The sequence below is a fragment of the Komagataeibacter saccharivorans genome (assembly GCF_003207825.1).
Lineage (GTDB): Bacteria > Pseudomonadota > Alphaproteobacteria > Acetobacterales > Acetobacteraceae > Komagataeibacter > Komagataeibacter saccharivorans.
Genome location: NZ_NKTY01000001.1, coordinates 87,016 through 103,471, shown reverse-complemented (window position 1 = coordinate 103,471; position 16,456 = coordinate 87,016). Strand labels below are relative to the sequence as shown.

At 63.0% G+C, this 16,456-nt stretch carries 18 protein-coding genes; 12 read left to right on the top strand and 6 right to left on the bottom strand.

The features are described from left to right. Positions 1–4: 4 nt before the first annotated feature. Complete coding sequence (locus CFR79_RS00505; protein ID WP_110546427.1) at positions 5–577, bottom strand: cob(I)yrinic acid a,c-diamide adenosyltransferase; 573 nt, start codon at positions 575–577, stop codon at positions 5–7. A gap of 41 nt (positions 578–618) precedes the next feature. After that, positions 619–1,161: a DUF4142 domain-containing protein gene (locus CFR79_RS00500; protein ID WP_102323261.1), complete on the bottom strand. Its 543-nt coding sequence runs from the start codon at positions 1,159–1,161 to the stop codon at positions 619–621. Between the two features lie 497 nt (positions 1,162–1,658). Between CFR79_RS00500 and CFR79_RS00495 the strand changes: the two genes are divergently transcribed. Together CFR79_RS00495 and CFR79_RS00490 are read left to right on the top strand one after the other, a co-directional pair. Continuing rightward, entirely contained in the window at positions 1,659–2,036 is a 378-nt protein-coding gene (locus tag CFR79_RS00495; protein ID WP_102323262.1) for a DUF423 domain-containing protein, read from the top strand. Then, the gene (locus CFR79_RS00490) at positions 2,036–2,983 is read left to right on the top strand and encodes an SAM-dependent methyltransferase (RefSeq protein WP_181417330.1); all 948 of its coding nucleotides are present in this window, start codon (positions 2,036–2,038) and stop codon (positions 2,981–2,983) included. Before CFR79_RS00495 ends, CFR79_RS00490 begins: the two co-directional genes overlap by 1 nt. Here CFR79_RS00490 and CFR79_RS00485 read toward each other — a convergent pair. From CFR79_RS00485 to CFR79_RS00470, 4 genes are read right to left on the bottom strand one after another with little or no spacing between them, the layout of a single operon-like run. Then, a complete protein-coding gene (locus CFR79_RS00485) occupies positions 2,978–3,280 on the bottom strand; it encodes a hypothetical protein (RefSeq protein WP_110546422.1) in 303 nt (100 codons plus the stop codon). The two genes, CFR79_RS00490 and CFR79_RS00485, sit on opposite strands and share 6 nt — an antisense overlap. 34 nt (positions 3,281–3,314) lie before the next feature. Beyond that, a complete protein-coding gene (locus CFR79_RS00480; RefSeq protein ID WP_110546420.1) occupies positions 3,315–4,988 on the bottom strand; it encodes a M3 family oligoendopeptidase in 1,674 nt (557 codons plus the stop codon). Between the two features lie 55 nt (positions 4,989–5,043). Continuing rightward, positions 5,044–6,984 carry an OPT family oligopeptide transporter gene (locus tag CFR79_RS00475; RefSeq protein ID WP_110546417.1) on the bottom strand — a complete coding sequence of 647 codons (1,941 nt, stop codon included), beginning with the start codon at positions 6,982–6,984 and terminating at the stop codon, positions 5,044–5,046. Positions 6,985–6,993: 9 nt separating this feature from the next. Then, positions 6,994–7,572: a hypothetical protein gene (locus CFR79_RS00470; protein ID WP_102323267.1), complete on the bottom strand. Its 579-nt coding sequence runs from the start codon at positions 7,570–7,572 to the stop codon at positions 6,994–6,996. Positions 7,573–7,837: 265 nt separating this feature from the next. Here CFR79_RS00470 and ispH point away from each other — a divergent pair, with 265 nt between their 5' ends. The 10 genes from ispH to CFR79_RS00420 all read left to right on the top strand — a co-directional run bounded on the left by ispH (position 7,838) and on the right by CFR79_RS00420 (position 16,289). Next, positions 7,838–8,827 (top strand): 4-hydroxy-3-methylbut-2-enyl diphosphate reductase, encoded by a 990-nt coding sequence (gene ispH / locus CFR79_RS00465; protein ID WP_243705354.1) that lies wholly within the window; start codon positions 7,838–7,840, stop codon positions 8,825–8,827. Positions 8,828–8,840: 13 nt separating this feature from the next. After that, the gene (locus tag CFR79_RS00460) at positions 8,841–9,812 is read left to right on the top strand and encodes a homoserine kinase (protein WP_110546415.1); all 972 of its coding nucleotides are present in this window, start codon (positions 8,841–8,843) and stop codon (positions 9,810–9,812) included. After that, on the top strand, positions 9,809–10,324 hold the full coding sequence (gene rnhA / locus CFR79_RS00455) for a ribonuclease HI (protein WP_174234106.1): 516 nt from the start codon (positions 9,809–9,811) through the stop codon (positions 10,322–10,324). Before CFR79_RS00460 ends, rnhA begins: the two co-directional genes overlap by 4 nt. Beyond that, the gene (locus CFR79_RS00450; protein WP_110546412.1) at positions 10,321–11,046 is read left to right on the top strand and encodes an ABC transporter ATP-binding protein; all 726 of its coding nucleotides are present in this window, start codon (positions 10,321–10,323) and stop codon (positions 11,044–11,046) included. The genes rnhA and CFR79_RS00450 overlap by 4 nt, the downstream gene beginning before the upstream one ends. Next, a complete protein-coding gene (locus CFR79_RS00445) occupies positions 11,043–11,822 on the top strand; it encodes an ABC transporter permease (protein WP_102323271.1) in 780 nt (259 codons plus the stop codon). Before CFR79_RS00450 ends, CFR79_RS00445 begins: the two co-directional genes overlap by 4 nt. Positions 11,823–11,879: 57 nt before the next feature. Beyond that, positions 11,880–12,785, top strand: a complete 906-nt coding sequence (locus CFR79_RS00440; RefSeq protein ID WP_110546738.1) for a nucleoside hydrolase — start codon at positions 11,880–11,882, stop codon at positions 12,783–12,785. Between the two features lie 180 nt (positions 12,786–12,965). Continuing rightward, the gene (gene pstC / locus CFR79_RS00435; RefSeq protein ID WP_102323273.1) at positions 12,966–13,925 is read left to right on the top strand and encodes a phosphate ABC transporter permease subunit PstC; all 960 of its coding nucleotides are present in this window, start codon (positions 12,966–12,968) and stop codon (positions 13,923–13,925) included. 42 nt (positions 13,926–13,967) lie between these two features. After that, a complete protein-coding gene (pstA, locus tag CFR79_RS00430; RefSeq protein WP_371207317.1) occupies positions 13,968–14,849 on the top strand; it encodes a phosphate ABC transporter permease PstA in 882 nt (293 codons plus the stop codon). A 2-nt stretch (positions 14,850–14,851) separates the two neighbouring features. Then, entirely contained in the window at positions 14,852–15,631 is a 780-nt protein-coding gene (gene pstB / locus CFR79_RS00425) for a phosphate ABC transporter ATP-binding protein PstB (protein ID WP_102323275.1), read from the top strand. 151 nt (positions 15,632–15,782) lie between these two features. Further along, complete coding sequence (locus tag CFR79_RS00420) at positions 15,783–16,289, top strand: Spy/CpxP family protein refolding chaperone (protein WP_110546409.1); 507 nt, start codon at positions 15,783–15,785, stop codon at positions 16,287–16,289. The last annotated feature ends 167 nt before the right edge of the window (positions 16,290–16,456 follow it).

The following is a 16,456-nucleotide window of genomic DNA, read 5'->3' as shown; positions in this document are numbered from 1 at the left end:
CCCGTCAGTCCGTTCCGGGTGGCGGGGAGGCGGGCGCCCATGTCAGGTCATCCATCCCGTTATTGTTCAGGTGACGGCCCAGCACGAACAGGTAGTCCGAGAGCCTGTTCATGCATGCTGGAATATCCGTCCCGATATCTTCCTGTCGCGCAAGGGTGGTCAGCCGCCGTTCCGCACGGCGGACGACCGTACGTGCAAGATGGGCATGGGCCGCCGCCGTGGTGCCACCGGGCAGGATGAAACTGCGTAAGGGAGGCACCTGCGCGCGCAGGACTGCGACTTCGTCTTCCATCGCCTGCAGGGCTGCGGCAGCGTGGGGCAGGGCGCGTGGCGGGTTGGCGGGAATGCATATCGCGCCGCCCACATCAAACAGCAGTCCCTGCACCCAGGCGATGAACCGCGCATTGCGTCCCGCGGGCAAGGTGGCGCGCAGCAGACCGATTACGGCATTGGCTTCATCAAGTGCGCCAAGGGCTTCGATCCGGATCGAGTCCTTTGCAACCCGCTCCCCATTGCCTAGCGAGGTCTGGCCCGTATCGCCGCCGCGCGTCACGATCTGGTCAATGCGGATGCTCATGTCTTTGCCTGTATGAAGTCGGGAGTGAGGCTGGAGGATGCTCAGCGGCTCGGCTTGCTGGCGCCCAGTTTCATGGTATCGGCCAGATGGGTCTGGAGGGTGTCCGCCGTGCTGGATGCATAAGCTTTCAGGTCAGGGTCGGAAGCGGATTCCGCCTCGTTCTGGAACATGGCCAGTGCGTCGCTTGTGGCCTGTGCCTCGATATCCAGGAAGTCCCGTTCGAATTTGGCGCCGCTTTCGGTTTTGAGGGTATCAGCAATCTGCTGCTCGTCCGGACTCATTTCCTCATGCAGCGTAAGCCCGTGCTTGCGGGTCAGGGCGAGGAGGGCTTTCTGGTTGGCTGTATGCATTTTCAGGGCATCTTCAGCCATTTCCTGAATTTTGCGCCGTTTGGCCTGCTTTGCGCCCAGCTTTGAAATGGTGATTTCAAAACCGTTCAGTGCGGAAACATTCTCGGAAAAGGTAGTATCGGATTCAGTCAGGGGTTCAGGCGTGGCTGCCGGTTCCGGCGCGGGGGCAGCCATGCCGGTAGCGGGAAGAAGGGTAACAGACGCACAGAGGAACCATACGGCGGATTTTTTCATATTGTCGGCTTCCTGACGTGTAACATTCAGTCTGTTTTACTGATCGCATCGGCAGTTTATCAGTTTCCTGAAGCCTTACAAAGGCGATCCCGATCTTGAATGAAGGGCGTGCGGGCGTTGGAAACGCTCATGATTTTAAGATAAGTGCAGGGATTGCAATAATTATGGATTAAAATTCTCCATATAAAGTAAAAATATTACACCTCAATGGTTTTGCGTGTTTATTTATATTTATTGTTTTTATTTTTCGTGTGTATAATTAATAATAAACATAAAATTATACATATTATTCATAATTTTGTAATTATTGTTTAATTCTGTAGTTGTATCGGAACCTGACCGGACCCGGTCATGCCTGTCGTAGGGATGAAACGTCATGCGCGCGCATGCATGGGCGGGTTCCGTCTGGCTGACCTATACGATGGGGCGGTGCTGGGGCTAGTGTGTGGCCGCCCGCGTTCCGTGCGGCTTGTCATCATGTTTTGCGGATGCCCCGAATGCCTACTGTTGTCCGGTTTCTTTTGTGTTTTGCGGCGCTGGCTGCATTTTCTGGTGTTATGGGGGGCGCGCTGACCACTCATCTGCCCGATCATTTCTTTGCCGAGGGCGGACGTGACATGGCGCGTCAGGCAATCCAGATGCAGATGTGGCATGCCCTTGCCATTATCGGTATTTCCGTTCTCATGATCCAGCAGGGCTGCCGGGTGCTGATTTCGCTATCGGGCAGTCTTATGGCGGCGGGTACGCTGCTGTTCAGTGTGGGGGTGTCGCTTACGGCTTTCTGGGGCATCCATCCCGGTCCGATCGCGCCTACAGGTGGGACAATGCTGATGCTGGCGTGGCTGCTGCTGGCTGTGGGAGTGCTGCGGTCGTGATGCAGGTGGAAGCGACATTGCCGCCATGGCCGGTTCGCAGCGCCTATCTGGCGCCGCCGGATTTTGAACCCGTGCTGGAGCAGGAACTCCAGCGCAAGGGGGCTGGCGATCTGTGCTGGCATGGGCGTCTGGCGCTGTCCGCCGCGCCGCCGGTGAACAGCCTGTGGGCGCTGGAGACGTGGCGTGAGCCGGAAATGCATGATGTCCCCTCCATCAAGGGGGCGGCGCGCATCATGCGGGCGATCCAGCGCAACTGGGCGGGATACGTGCCCATGCTGCATCGTCGCAGCGCCCTGATAACGGATGCCCTGCCGCCGCTACGCCCCAAACCCTTTACGTTTCCCGCTGCCGCGCCGACAGCCCATCTGGGGGCATGGACGCTGCTTTGCGCTGATCGGCTGCTGCTGTCGCGAACAAAAACCTCGCCTTTCGTGAATGGTGAGGTTCCGTTCGTTGAAAACCGCACCGATCCGCCGTCGCGGGCCTATCTCAAGCTATGGGAAGCCCTGCTGCGGCTTGGTCGCTGGCCGGTGGCGGGGGAGACCTGTCTTGATCTCGGGGCCTGTCCGGGCGGATGGACATGGGTTGCCGCAGGTTCCGGGGCGCAGGTTACGGCCATCGACCGCTCACCGCTGGCGGATAATGTCGCCAGCCTGCCCAATGTAACCTGCCGGTATGAAAGTGCGTTCGGCCTTGACCCGGAAAGCTGCGCGCCGGTGGACTGGCTGTTTTCGGATATCATTGCCTATCCCGCGCGGCTGCTGGCGCTGGCGCGGCGGTGGATCGCATCGGGACGCGCCAGCCGGATTGTCATGACCATCAAATTTCAGGGCGAGACCGATCATGAAACGGCGGAAGCCTTCGCCGCCATTCCGGGTGGTCATGTGCTGCATCTGTGGCACAACAAACATGAGCTGACCTTTTTCTGGCAGCGCGACCCATCATGATTGCGGGCGCAGGCGGCTGAACAGCCGGTCGGCCACCTCCACCACCGCAATGGCCAGCAGGCAGCAGACCAGCGCCGCCGCCATCACGATCATCTGTTCCTGTGTGGTGGCGTCATTGGCGCCCGCCAGCCGGTAGACGGCCAGCCACATGCCCGTCCCGGCGATGTGGTCGACCAGGCCCGCCACGGTTGCGCTGAACCGCAGGCTGAGCAGGAACAGGGCGGTCAGCGCAAGAACGGCCAGTGTCTTGTATAGCGTGCGGGCGACGGAGGGCGTGGGACCTGCGTGTGTGGACATGGTCTCCCCTTGCAGTAATGGACAGGGCGGAATGTCAGGTGTTCAGGATGCCGCGCGCGGTACGGACCACATCGGCCAGCGTGCCCGGCTGGAACGGCGACTGAAGCCCGGCAGAACGCACCAGCCGGGTAAAAGGTTGCGCGCCACCCTGCGCGCACAGGTCGACATAGGCCGCCATCGCGCCCTGTGGGTCGGTGCGGCTGCGTATCCAGAACTGCATCGCGCAGCACAGCGCCAGAGCGTAGTCGATATAATAGAAGGGTGAGCGGTAGATATGGCCCTGCGCCTGCCACCGGCCACCCGCTGTGGGGTGGGGCAGGCCGCCATAATTGCGCCATGGCAGGTAGCGCCGTTCCAGTGTGCGCCAGACTTCATGCCGCTCGGCCGGGGTCATGGTGGGGCGGGCGTAGACCTCATGCTGGAAGTGATCGACACAGACACCATAAGGCAGGAATGACAGCGAGGAGATCAGGTGCATCTGCCTGTAACGCTCGCCCTGACCCGGTTCCACCATCAGGTCGATATGCGGCCATGTCAGGAATTCCAGCGCCATGGAATTGATCTCGGCGGCGTCCATGGTCGGCCACAGCAGGTCAACGGCGGGCAGGCTGCGACTTTTCCAGTTCTGGTAGGCATGCCCCATTTCGTGGGTGAACACGTTTATGTCGTGCTGCGTGCCGTTGAAGTTGGCGAAGATGAACGGCATCCCCACGGTGGGGAAGGATGTGCAGAACCCGCCGCCCGCCTTGCCCGGCCGGTTGACCAGATCAAGATAGCCGCCCTCGCGCATCTGCCGGAAAAAAGGACCAAGATCGCCATCCATGCACTCGAACAGGGTCTGGGCACGGTTCAGCAGCAGGTCATGCCCACCCGCCGGGCGCGGATTGCCGTGCGGGTCGATCAGGGGCTCATCCCATGAATACAGGACTTCCCACCCCATCGTCTCGCACCGCCCGCGCAGGATGTCATGCACCAGCGGCACCACATGGGTCAGCACATCATTGCGAAAACGCGCGACATCCGCCGGGCCGTAATCCACCCGGCGCATGCGGCGGTAGGCCAGTGGGATATAGGAATCATAGCCCAGCGTTTCGGCCATGCCATGGCGCAGCCGGACCATTTGGTCGAACAGGTCGTCCAGTTGCGGGGCGTTGCGTTCAAAGAATGTCCAGCGTACCTGCTCCGCTTCGCGCCGGACGGCCCGGTCGGTGCTTTCGGCATAGGGGGCAAGGCCGGACAGGTTGACCTGTTCGCCGCCAATCTCCAGCTTCGCACCCGCCAGCAGCGCGGTATAGGTGCCGCTCAGGCGGGCTTCTTCTTCTAATGCGCCGGTAATGCGGGGATCGAAGGTGGTGATGTCCGTGCGCCACAGTTCCAGCGTGTGCGGCGTAATCTCCTGCGCTACCGCAACGGGATCGGGATATTCCAGCAGCCTGCGTTTGAGTGCCACCTCATGCGCCGTTACGTAGGGTGTCAGGGCATCGGCATGGTCACGTTCGGCTTTGGCCGTCGGGCTGGTCGTATCCTGCGCGAAGCGTAGATCCACAAGTGCTGACCAGCTTTCGTAATCGCGGCGGATCGTATCGAACAGATGCGCCGCATCCGCTACCGCCCCCTGATCCAGCAGGGTGGAGACCTGACCAAACCGCAGGGCAAGGGCGTCGCGCGTGGGACGGGGGAAATCCAGACTGTCAAAATGGCGGAGCATGCGGGCAGGGTGCCATGGAAGGCGGCTGCTCGTCCATGCCCCTGTCCGCTATCTGTTATCTGTGGGAAGACCGGAGCTGTGTCGCGCAGAACCATACGCACAGCGCGCCGAATGCAGCCAGACCGGCAAGGTTGACCAGCAGCGCGGATGTGCCCGGCGGCAGTAGCGACAGCGGACTGTCCCGCCCGCTCAGCGCAGAAAGGCACGCCAGCGCCACTCCCATCAGGCTTTCCCCCACGATCAGCCCCGATGCGATCATGGTGCCCCGGTGGCTGGATGCGCCCGCGTTCAGGCGTGTAACGATGTGTCCCAGAATCGCCCCGACGGCCAGCGTCATGGAAATGTTCATGGGCAGATAAATGCCGATGCCCACCGCCAGCGGCGGCAGCGCACCACGGCCCGCGCGGCGCAGGGCTGCGTCAATGCCGATCAGCACGCCACCGGCTCCCGCCCCGATCAGCAGCATGGTCCAGTCAAGCTGATGAAGGAAAATGCCGGATGTAATCATCAGGATCAGTGCGGGTTGCGGGGCGGCCAGCGCCTGTGACGCGTCCATCCCCGCATGTGGCATCGCGCCAACGAAACCGTATGTCTGGTACAGCACATTCAGCACGGGCGGAATGACAATGGCCCCGCTTATGCAGCCGATCAGCAGGGCGGCTTCCTGCTTCCATGGCGTCGCGCCGACCAGCCTTCCGGTCTTGAGATCCTGAAGGTTGTCATTGGCGATGGCGGCGGATGCGGTAACGGCAGTCAGGGCATAAAGGCAGAAGGCGATGGCGAAATGCTGCCCGTCCACCCCGGCGAACAGTCCCGTGGCGCGCAGCAGCACGAACAGGCTGGACATTCCGATCGCAGCCAGAATGACCACCCCGGAAATGGGGGAGGAGGATGACCCCACCAGCCCGGCCATGTATCCACAGGCGGCCGCCACGAACAGCCCCAGCCCGGCGCACCATGCAACACCCGCCACCGTGGCGGCCAGTGCGGGCAGCGGGCCGACACGCCCGGTGGAGAAGGCGAGGAACATGCTGCCGATCAGGACCAGCACGATCCCGGCCACGGCACGTATGGCACGTGGGGACAGGTCGGTTTCGGTGCGCGGCACGTGGGTACCTGTGGCACGACGCACCAGCAGGGCGCGTGCGCTCAGCATAAGCGGGCGGCCCATGCGCAGCACGGTCCATATGGCTGCAACGCCGATCAGCCCCGCCCCGATGAAGCGGGCCTTGTCCTTCCATATCTGGGCAGCGAAACTGCCCGCATCCATCCCGGCGGGATGGGGCAGGAGATGGGACATGACCGGAATGGATACTTCCCACGTCAGCAATGCGCCCAGCAGCATCGCCATCCCGCCTTCCAGCCCGACCAGATAGCCCGCCCCCAGCAGGGCGGGCGAAAACCCGACCGACAGCCGGAATGCGGTCATCCCCAATGTGGCCGTAGCCGTGATCCCGTCGCCCAGCAGGCGCAGGCCGGTGGATGTGAACGTCAGCACCGTCGCCAGAATCCCACCCTGTACCAGGGCACGTACGCTGCCACGGTTTTCATGGCTGGCGCCCGCACGCAGGATTTCGGCTGCAGCAACGCCTTCAGGGAAGGGCAGGGCCGGATCGTCCAGCATGACCCGGCGCAGCGGTATGGTGAACAGCACGCCGGTCATACCCCCCGCTGCCGTCAGTACCGCCGTCTGGATGAAGGGAAAATGCTGCCATACGCCCGCCATGACCAGCGCGGGCAGACTTGCGAACACGCATGCCAGCGTACCCGCGGCGGAGGCCTGTGTCTGGACCAGATTGTTTTCAAGGATCGTGCCGCCGCCCAGTATCCGCAGCACCGCCATGGAAATGACGGCGGCGGGGATGGACGTGGCGACCGTCAGGCCGATGCGCAGGCCAAGATAGATGTTCGATGCGGTGAAAACGACCGTAATGAGCGCACCGATCACGATGCCGCGCCATGTCAGTTCCCGCACGGGTGATGGGTAATCGGCCAAGGGGCAGCCTTACATCTTGCGGAAGGTGGGCATGACCAGATGGGCGCGGTTGAAGTCAAGCTGCGCCTTGGTCAACTGGAAGCCGATCTCGATATGATACTGGTCGCTGTGGATATGCCGCGATACGGGCAGGGTGATGGGAATGTTCCGGGTATGGGTCAGGTCCTGCATGCGCCCGTCCTCAAAGGAGACGTAGGCCACGAATTCCTTCTTGCTCTTGATCTCCCCATTGAACACGACCGCGACGAAATACGGGATGTTGACGAATTCCGCCTTCGATGCCGGGCCGCGTTCCACATGCAGGCCGATCTTCATGTTCGTCATCACGCTGCGCTGGGCGCCTGCCTCGCACGATCCCACCACGCGCGTCAGGCTGGCCCGCGCCACAAGGTGCGTCACGTCATGGTCGTTGCCCGCATACTGATAATAGTCGGCGGCCTCGCTGGGGACTTCCACAACGGGGCAGGCCGGCGCGAAATCAATCGAATCGCTGGCGTTCGAGCACGCGCCAACCAGCGCAAGCATGGGCACCGTACAGAATGTCAGGGCCATGCGGCGCAGGCGTGATAGCGGATGGGCAGGAATCATGCGGCTATTCCGGGTTGGTCAGGTGTGAACAGAATCCCGCCCCGTCGGGTGTGATACAGGCACGACATGCACGCGACAGGGTAACGGGGGGGGAGGACAGACACGGCAGAATACGTTAGGGTCAACGGGAAAATGGCTTGCGTCATTGCCACGGTTTGCGTAGGGCCGGACCATCGCACGGGATACCGGCGCCGGAACTCTAGCAGATCGCGGTCCGTATCCTATACCGCTCGCCGGACGTTTGGGGAACACCATGCCCGACCAGATGATTCATACACCCGATACAACAGCCCCCGCCGAGACACTGCCCCGTGTCCTGAAAGTACTGCTCGCAGGCCCGCGCGGCTTCTGTGCGGGTGTCGATCGCGCCATCCGCGTGGTGGAAGAGGCGATCCGCCGCTATGGCGCGCCCGTTTATGTCCGCCATGAGATCGTGCATAACCGCACCGTGGTCGAGGCGCTTGAGGCGCAGGGCGCGATCTTCGTCGAGGAACTCGATGAAGTGCCCGCCGATGGTCAGGTCGTCTTTTCCGCCCATGGCGTGCCCAAGACCGTGCCCGCCGAGGCCGAACGCCGCAACCTGCTGTATCTGGATGCAACCTGCCCGCTGGTATCCAAGGTCCACCGGGAGGCCGAACGCCACTTCGCCGATGGTGGTCCCGAAAGCCGCCATATCCTGATGATCGGCCATGCCGGCCATCCGGAGGTCGTCGGTACGATGGGCCAGCTTCCCGCGGGTGCCGTCACGCTGATCAATGATGCGGAAGAAGCGCGCACGGTCCAGCCCGCCGATCCCTCGCGGCTGGCTTTCATTACCCAGACCACGCTGTCGGTCGATGACACGGCGGAAATCGTTGACATCCTGCGCGACCGCTTCCCCCTGATCGAAGGCCCGCGGCGCGAGGACATCTGCTACGCCACGACCAACCGGCAGGAAGCCGTCAAGGCGATCGCGCCGGGCTGTGATCTGGTGATCGTGATCGGCTCGCCCAACTCGTCCAATTCGCAGCGCCTGCGTGAAGTGGCCGAACGCAGCGGTGCGCCGCGTGCCCTGCTGGTGCCGCGCCTGAATGCGCTGGACTGGTCGGCGCTGGATGGTGTCGGCACGCTGGGGATTACGGCCGGTGCCTCCGCGCCGGAATCGCTGGTGCAGGAAATGGTCGCGGCCCTTGCCAAGCGTTTCACGCTTGAGATCGAGGAAATCACCGTGAAGGAAGAAAACGTGGCCTTCCGCCTGCCGGCGCCGCTGGGCTGATCCGTATCACCGCATGGCTGTCTATACCGAAGTGCCCGAAGAAGCGCTTGCCGCGTTTCTGGAGGGCTATGACATCGGCAGGCCCGTTTCCTGCCACGGCATTGCCGAAGGGGTGGAAAACAGCAATTTCCTGCTGAAGACCACACAGGCGACCTTTATCCTGACGCTGTACGAGCGTCGGGTGAACCCTGATGAACTGCCTTGGTTTCTGGGGCTTATGCAGTATCTGGCCCAGCATGGCCTGTCGTGCCCGCTTCCCGTGGCGGACCGGCAGGGCCGGACCCTGCGCACCCTGTCGGGCAAGCCCGCCGCCATTACCACCTTCCTGCCCGGTGGGTGGTCGCGGCAGGTCGATACGGACATGTGCGCCCAGGTAGGGGGCGCCATGGCGCGGCTGCACCTGCTGGGGGAGGGGTTCGTGGCCGAACGCCCCAATTCCATGGGGCCGCAGTCATGGCCTGGCCTGCTGGAAGCGTGCCGGGCGCGGGGCGATGAAGTGCGCCCCGGACTGGTGGCGGAAATCGAAACGGTGCTGGCGCGTGTGCTGCCCGCGTGGCCGGGCGTGGGGAATAACCCCAGCCTGCCGCGTGGACAGATCCATGCCGACCTGTTTCCCGATAACGTCTTTTTTCGTGACGGAAAGCTGTCGGGCCTGATCGATTTCTATTTCGCCTGCACCGACTGGTATGCTTACGATCTGGCCATTGCCATCAATGCGTGGTGTTTCGATGCAGACCGGCGGTTCATGACGGACCATGCGAAAGCAATGGTGGAAGGCTACCGCCATGTCCGCCCGCTGGAAGCAGCGGAGGAGGCCGCATTGAGTACGCTGGCCACGGGGGCTGCCATCCGCTTCACCCTGACGCGGCTGTATGACTGGATCAACACGCCGTCCGATGCGCTGGTTACGCGCAAGGACCCGCTGGATTATCTGGTGCGCATGGAATTCTGTGCCGCCCGCATGGGTGAAAGGTTCCTGCCATGAGTGATGACATCGTAACCGGGGGCGCGGTTGAGGTGGAAAATCCGTCTACCGGGACCGACCTGGTCGAGATATGGACCGATGGCGGCTGCAAGCCCAATCCCGGCCCCGGCGGCTGGGGCGCGCTGCTGTGTTTTCGCGGGCAGGAGCGCGAGCTTTCTGGCGGTGAGGCGGAAACCACCAATAACCGCATGGAACTGACCGCCGCGGCTGAAGCGCTGGAAGCACTCAGGCGTCCCTGCCGCGTCGTGCTGCATACCGACAGTGAATATGTCCGCAACGGCATCATGCGCTGGAGCACGGGCTGGGTCCGCCGCAACTGGCGCAATGCTTCGGGCGATCCGGTGGCCAACATGGATCTGTGGCGTAGGCTGCTCGATATCAGCGCGAAGCATCAGGTCGAATGGAAATGGGTGCGCGGCCATTCCGGCGATGAAAATAACGAGCGTGTGGACCGTCTGGCCACCGCTGCGCGTGACGCGCTGGGCATTCCCTATCCCAAACGCGGGAAGTGATGTCTGCGCCGCCCGCCATCCGCCTTGAAGGCGTGGGGCTGGATTTTGGCAGCGCGCCCCTTTTCCGCAATCTGGACCTGCGTATCGGTGCGGGTGGCATTACCGTGCTGCTCGGGGCCAGCGGGGTAGGCAAAACTTCGCTGCTGCGCATGCTGGGCGGTCTGGAAAAGCCGGGTTATGGCCACGTCGTGGCTGATGATGGCCTGCCGCTGGCGGGCCGCGTTGCATGGATGGGCCAGCAGGACCTGCTGCTGCCATGGGCCAGTATTGCCGATAATGTCATGCTCGGCGCACGACTGCGCGGGGATGCGCCTGATCGCGCCCGTATGGCCCATCTGCTCGAAAGCGTGGGGCTTTCGGCACATGCGGGCGCACTGCCTGCCACCCTGTCCGGTGGCATGCGGCAACGTGCTGCGCTGGCGCGTGTCCTATATGAAGATCGTCCCGTGGTGCTGATGGATGAGCCGTTTTCAGCACTCGACAGCATCACGCGGGCGCGGATGCAGGATCTGGCCGCCCATATGCTGGCCCGGCGCACGGTCGTGCTGATTACCCACGATCCGCTGGAAGCATGCAGGCTTGCCGATACCATGCTGCTGATGAGCGGTTATCCCGCCACGATAGAAGAAATGACAGTGCCCGCCGGGACGGTGCCACGCGCCGTGGACGATCCCGCCGTTCTGTCCGCGCAGTCGCGGCTGTTGCGGCGGATGCTGCAATGACGGCCACCATGCTGTCGCATGCCGGGCGGGTCATCCGTCCGCTTGTTACGCTGGCGGGGCTTGTCGCCGTGTGGTGGGGACTGGCGCGCTGGGGGCATATACCGCCCTATATGCTGCCCGGCCCCGATGCGGTGGTCCATGCGCTGTGGACCCAGCGCGGGCAGCTTGGCCCCGCCGCACTGACCACGCTGGAAGAAACCCTGCTGGGTCTGCTGCTGGGGATAGGGGCAGGCAGCGCACTGGCGATCGGCATGGCGCTGTGGGCGCCGCTGCGGCGATGGGTCATGCCGATGGTGCTGCTCAGTCAGGCGGTGCCTGTTTTTGCGCTCGCACCGCTGCTGGTGCTGTGGTTCGGATTCGGCATGGCGTCGAAAGTGGTGATGGCGGTTCTGGTCATCTTCTTTCCCGTAACCTCCACACTGGGTGATGGCCTGCGCCAGACCGAACCGGGGTGGATGGACCTTGCGCGCACCATGGGGGCCACGCGCCTGCGGGTGCTGCTGCATATACGCCTGCCTGCGGCCCTGCCGTCCTTTGCATCCGGTGTGCGCATGGCGACGGCCATCGCGCCGATCGGGGCGGTTGTGGGGGAATGGGTGGGGGCGTCCTCCGGGCTGGGGTTCCTCATGCAGACGGCCAATACCCGTTTCCAGACAGACCTCATGTTCGCGGCCCTTGGCGTGCTGGCGGTCATGACGGTGCTGCTGTGGTGGCTGGTGGACAGGGTGCTGGCCCGTGCGCTGTACTGGCAGCGCCCGCATGTCGATGTTGACTGAAATGTTGTAACACGTCACCACCAACGAACCGTGCAACCCATGCAGGACAGGATGCCCATGACCCGCCCCATCATTCTTGATCTGACACCCGGCGCGCAGGCTATGGCGGCCCTGCTGGCTGCCGTGCAGGTTCCCGATCATGTGCGGGTGGTGCAGGTGCTGTTCAGCGGGGAAGCCGCAGGAGTGGAAGCCGCGATGACGCAGGCACGCGACCTGCTGGACCGGCACGGTCTTGCGGATGTGGGTGTTCATGCTGGCTGTCCGGGACCGCTGGTGCATGCGGGCGGGGCGGTAAAGTCGGTGCCGCAGGGCGAGCCGGGTCTGGCCGCGCAGTATCTGGTGCAGGCCATCCGTGCCTGTCCGCCAGATGGCGTGACGGTATGCTGCACCGGCCCGTTGACCACGCTGGCGCTGGCGATGGTGCAGGCACCTGATATCGGCGCGCATCTGCATGGGGTGATCGCAAGCGGCGGGGCCTTGTATTCGCCAGGGGATGCGACACCAGTTGCCGAACGCAACATCGCCGCCGATCCGGAAGCAGCGGCCACCGTCATGGCGGCAGGTGTGCCCCTGACCCTGATCCCGCTGGACTGCACCAGCCGACTGAACGCGGATGCGGTATGGATGGAACAGCTTGCCCCGATGGGGGCCGCGCCCGCTTCGGTCGCGGGTCATGTGCATGCGCTGCTGGCCGCCGCCCGCATGGGCCGTGGCGGCGGCAACGGGGTCGATATTTCACTACGTGCGGCCGCACCCCTGCTTGCGCTGCTGGCGCCGGGCCTGTTTGGCGGCCATCTGGCGCATGTGGATGTGGAATGTCGGGGCACGTTCACGCGCGGCATGACGGTGGCGCGCCGTATCGGGCCGCCGGGCGTGCAGCCCAACGCCCTTGTCCTTGAGCGCATGTCCATTGATGCCGGGCGTGGTCTGCTGCGCGACCTGCTGCTCGCCGCGCGGAAATGATCGGATGTGATGGCGGCAGGTTTGCGTAAAAATACAACGATCTGATGCAAACTTGGCCAACAGGTGCTCATGACGGTTGCAGAACCGGCATGCGGTCCAGTATTGGTCCGGGCATTCCGGTGTGCCTGCGGGCGCGAATGTTGTGAACTGTGATGCGTGTGCGCCACGGAGGTCTTCTGTATGGATCGGTCTGCAACGTCCCCTTCAGCCCTGACGGGGGCGGTCAAGGGTAATGGGGATGCCGTATTCGCCACCATTGTCCGTTGCGCCGCGGTCCTGATCCTGCTGGGTCTGGGTGGTATGGTGGCGGTCATGGCGTGGGGCGCGCGGGCCGCGTTTGCCCGGTTTGGCCTGGGTTTCGTGCTGGACAAGGCATGGAATCCCGTAACCCAGCATTTCGGCGCGGCCGCCCCGATGTTCGGAACGCTGGTGACATCGCTGCTGGCCATAGCACTGGCCGTGCCGCTGGCTTTTGGCATTGCGGTATGGCTGACGGAAATTGCCTCTCCGCGCATTTCCGGGGTGATCGGTACGCTGATCCAGCTTCTGGCGGCGGTGCCATCCATTATTTTCGGCATGTGGGGCTTCGCGGTGCTGGTGCCGTTCATGGCCCATTATGTCGAACCGTTTGCCAATCATACGCTGGGGCATGTGCCGGGAATTGGTCAGCTTTTCCATGGTGCGCCTTACGGGACCGGTTTTCTTACCGGCGGCATGATCCTTGCGGTCATGATTACCCCGTTCATTTCCGCCGTGATGCGGGATGTCTTCCTGTCCATGCCCGCCGTGCTGAAGGAAAGCGCATACGGGCTGGGCATGACCCGATGGGAAGTCGTGCGGCGCATCATCCTGCCGTGGTCGCGCACATCCGTGGTGGGGGGCATCATGCTGGGTCTGGGGCGTGCGCTGGGGGAGACGATGGCCATCACCTTCGTCATCGGCAACGCCAATCATATCGGCTGGTCGCTGTTTTCCCCCGGCAATACGATCGCATCCCTGATCGCGCTTGAATTTCCCGAAAGCGCGGTGGGCAGTCTTAAATTTTCATCCCTGATGGCTGTGGGCTTCCTTCTCATGCTGATTTCCCTTGCGACGCTGGTCTGTTCGCGGCTGCTGCTGCGCACGCGGGCGGCAGGCTGAACCATGGCGGGTCAGGAGAGCGTGGCGGCGACCACCGTGCTTATGGATACGGATTGCTGTTCATCGGGGCGCTGGCAGGGCAATACCCTGTCGGACATGCGCAGGCGCATGGTGGACCGGATTGCGACGGGCCTGTGCTGGGCGGCGACCGCGCTGGTGCTGCTCATGCTGTTTTCCATCCTGTTCGTGCTGATACGCAACGGGATCGGTGGCCTGCGCTGGGTGACTTTCGTGCATGTGACCCTGCCGCCGGGGCAGGCGGGTGGTCTTGCCAACGCCATCGTCGGCAGCCTGATCCAGACGGGACTTGCGGTGCTGATCGGTGCCCCGGTGGGGCTGCTGGTCGGGATATACCTTGCCGAGTTCACATCCACGGATGGGCGGCTGATCAATCTTGTCCGTTTCGTATCCGACCTGCTGCTTTCCGCCCCGTCCATTCTGGTGGGACTGTTCATTTACATGGTCGTGGTGGTGCCGACTGGCCACTTCTCGGGTCTGGCCGGGGCGCTGGCCCTGTCCATTCTGGTGGTGCCGGTCGTGGTGCGCACGACCGAGGACATGCTGCGCCTTGTGCCCCTTTCGATGCGGGAGGCTGCGATCGCACTGGGCGCGCCCCGCTGGCGGGTCATCCTTTTCGTATGCCTGCGCGCCGCGCGCGACGGCGTGGCCACCGGCATCCTGCTTGCGCTGGCCCGTGTATCGGGTGAGACGGCGCCGCTTCTGTTCACCTCGCTGGGGAACATGAACTGGTCGGTATCACCCGCAGCCCCCATGGCCAGCCTGCCCGTGACCATTTACCAGTATGCCGGCGCGGCCTATGCAGACTGGACCGCCCTTGCATGGACGGGTGCGCTGCTGATCACGGCGGGTATTCTCATGATCAACATAACCGTGCGGCTGGGGCTGGGACGTAACAGGAAGTGAATATGACAGTCGTGGAAAAGAACCCGGCGCCAGCAGCGATTTCCGTGCGCAATCTGGATTTCTATTACGGCGCGAATCATGCGCTGAAGAATATTTCCATCGATTTCCCGCAGGGGCAGGTGACGGGCATGATCGGGCCTTCGGGATGTGGCAAGTCCACCCTGCTGCGCGTGCTGAACCGGATGTACGATCTCTACCCCGGCCAGCGGGCGACGGGGGAAGTCATTTTCGATGGCTGCAACATCCTTGGCCCCAGGGTAAACCTGAACGTGCTGCGTTCACGCGTTGGCATGGTGTTCCAGAAGCCCACGCCGTTTCCCATGTCGATTTACGACAACATCGCCTTTGGCGTCCGGCTGCATGAACGCCTTGACCGCGCGGCCATGGATGGCCGGGTGGAAGACGTGCTGCGCCGTGTCGCCCTGTGGCCGGAAGTGCGCGACAGGCTGCATGATTCGGCTGCCGCGCTGTCCGGTGGCCAGCAGCAGCGCCTGTGTATCGCGCGCACCATCGCTACCCGACCCGAAGTGGTGCTGCTGGATGAACCCACCAGTGCGCTTGATCCGGTCTCGACCGCGCGGATCGAGGAACTGCTCGATGAACTGAAGGCCGATTTCACCATCGCCATCGTCACCCACAATTTGCAGCAGGCCGCGCGCTGTGCCGATCAGGTGGCCTTTTTCTATATGGGCGAAGTGGTGGAAGTGGATGGTGCCGACCGCATGTTCACCGCGCCGCGCGAAAAGCGGACGCAGGACTATATTACCGGGCGATTCGGATAACGGGCGGGCATGGCTGCTCCTTACATTTTGTAGCAAGTTTGCCCACATTGAACGCATTGGCTGTTGTAGCGTTGTGATTGTAGACCTTGCATGGCCACTCCGTGGCAGGCAGGGTAGAGAACAAGTTATAACAGGAGTAGACTTGGTTCCCATGATGAAGAAAATGATTCTGACCGCCACCCTGATCGGTGGTCTGGCGGGCCTGTCCGGGCAGGCTCTTGCCGCACACCACGCACCCCCGCACGGGGGCTGCATGCCCGGTGGTCCGGGTGGGTTTGGCGGCATGGGCATGCCGTTCCTTGCAAATGTGCAGCTGACTTCCGCGCAGCATAAGAAGCTTCAGGCGATCCTGAAGGACGAGCATCCTGACTTCCATGCGGACATGGAACAGGAACACCAGCTCCATAAGCAGATCCAGGAACTGCTGGCGACGCCGGGCAAGGTCGATCAGGCCCGTATCGAAAGCCTGCAGCAGCAGATCGCGACCCTGCACCAGCAGCATGAAGCCGCACATCTGCAGACCGCGATCCGTATCCACGATATCCTGACGGCGGACCAGCTTAACCAGATCCGTGAGACCGAGGAGAAGGTTGACAGCCTGCACGAGCAGCTGCGCGCCCTGACCGCGCCGCCGCCGCCGGAAGATGACAAGAAGTAAGTAACCACCCTTCCGCCGCCCCGCGCGGTCAGGGTCGATACGGCTGTCCGGTACGTCCGGGCAGCCGTTTTTCATGGGAAAAGCGCACAATGCTTGACAGGGCAGGGTGCGCGGGATAAATCCGCCCGACAATCAGGCACGTCACTTCGCGAGGGTTCGCGCAGTGG

Bases quoted from the DNA above. Each gene is read 5' to 3' on its own strand.
- CFR79_RS00480 (WP_110546420.1), bottom strand. From the start codon at position 4,988: ATGCTCCGCCATTTTGACAGTCTGGATTTCCCCCGTCCCACGCGCGAC.
- CFR79_RS00505 (WP_110546427.1), bottom strand. From the start codon at position 577: ATGAGCATCCGCATTGACCAGATCGTGACGCGCGGCGGCGATACGGGC.
- CFR79_RS00490 (WP_181417330.1), top strand. From the start codon at position 2,036: ATGCAGGTGGAAGCGACATTGCCGCCATGGCCGGTTCGCAGCGCCTAT.
- ispH (WP_243705354.1), top strand. From the start codon at position 7,838: ATGATTCATACACCCGATACAACAGCCCCCGCCGAGACACTGCCCCGT.
- CFR79_RS00445 (WP_102323271.1), top strand. From the start codon at position 11,043: ATGACGGCCACCATGCTGTCGCATGCCGGGCGGGTCATCCGTCCGCTT.
- CFR79_RS00460 (WP_110546415.1), top strand. From the start codon at position 8,841: ATGGCTGTCTATACCGAAGTGCCCGAAGAAGCGCTTGCCGCGTTTCTG.
- rnhA (WP_174234106.1), top strand. From the start codon at position 9,809: ATGAGTGATGACATCGTAACCGGGGGCGCGGTTGAGGTGGAAAATCCG.
- pstB (WP_102323275.1), top strand. From the start codon at position 14,852: ATGACAGTCGTGGAAAAGAACCCGGCGCCAGCAGCGATTTCCGTGCGC.
- CFR79_RS00440 (WP_110546738.1), top strand. From the start codon at position 11,880: ATGACCCGCCCCATCATTCTTGATCTGACACCCGGCGCGCAGGCTATG.
- CFR79_RS00500 (WP_102323261.1), bottom strand. From the start codon at position 1,161: ATGAAAAAATCCGCCGTATGGTTCCTCTGTGCGTCTGTTACCCTTCTT.
- pstC (WP_102323273.1), top strand. From the start codon at position 12,966: ATGGATCGGTCTGCAACGTCCCCTTCAGCCCTGACGGGGGCGGTCAAG.
- pstA (WP_371207317.1), top strand. From the start codon at position 13,968: ATGGATACGGATTGCTGTTCATCGGGGCGCTGGCAGGGCAATACCCTG.
- CFR79_RS00495 (WP_102323262.1), top strand. From the start codon at position 1,659: ATGCCTACTGTTGTCCGGTTTCTTTTGTGTTTTGCGGCGCTGGCTGCA.
- CFR79_RS00420 (WP_110546409.1), top strand. From the start codon at position 15,783: ATGATGAAGAAAATGATTCTGACCGCCACCCTGATCGGTGGTCTGGCG.
- CFR79_RS00485 (WP_110546422.1), bottom strand. From the start codon at position 3,280: ATGTCCACACACGCAGGTCCCACGCCCTCCGTCGCCCGCACGCTATAC.
- CFR79_RS00470 (WP_102323267.1), bottom strand. From the start codon at position 7,572: ATGATTCCTGCCCATCCGCTATCACGCCTGCGCCGCATGGCCCTGACA.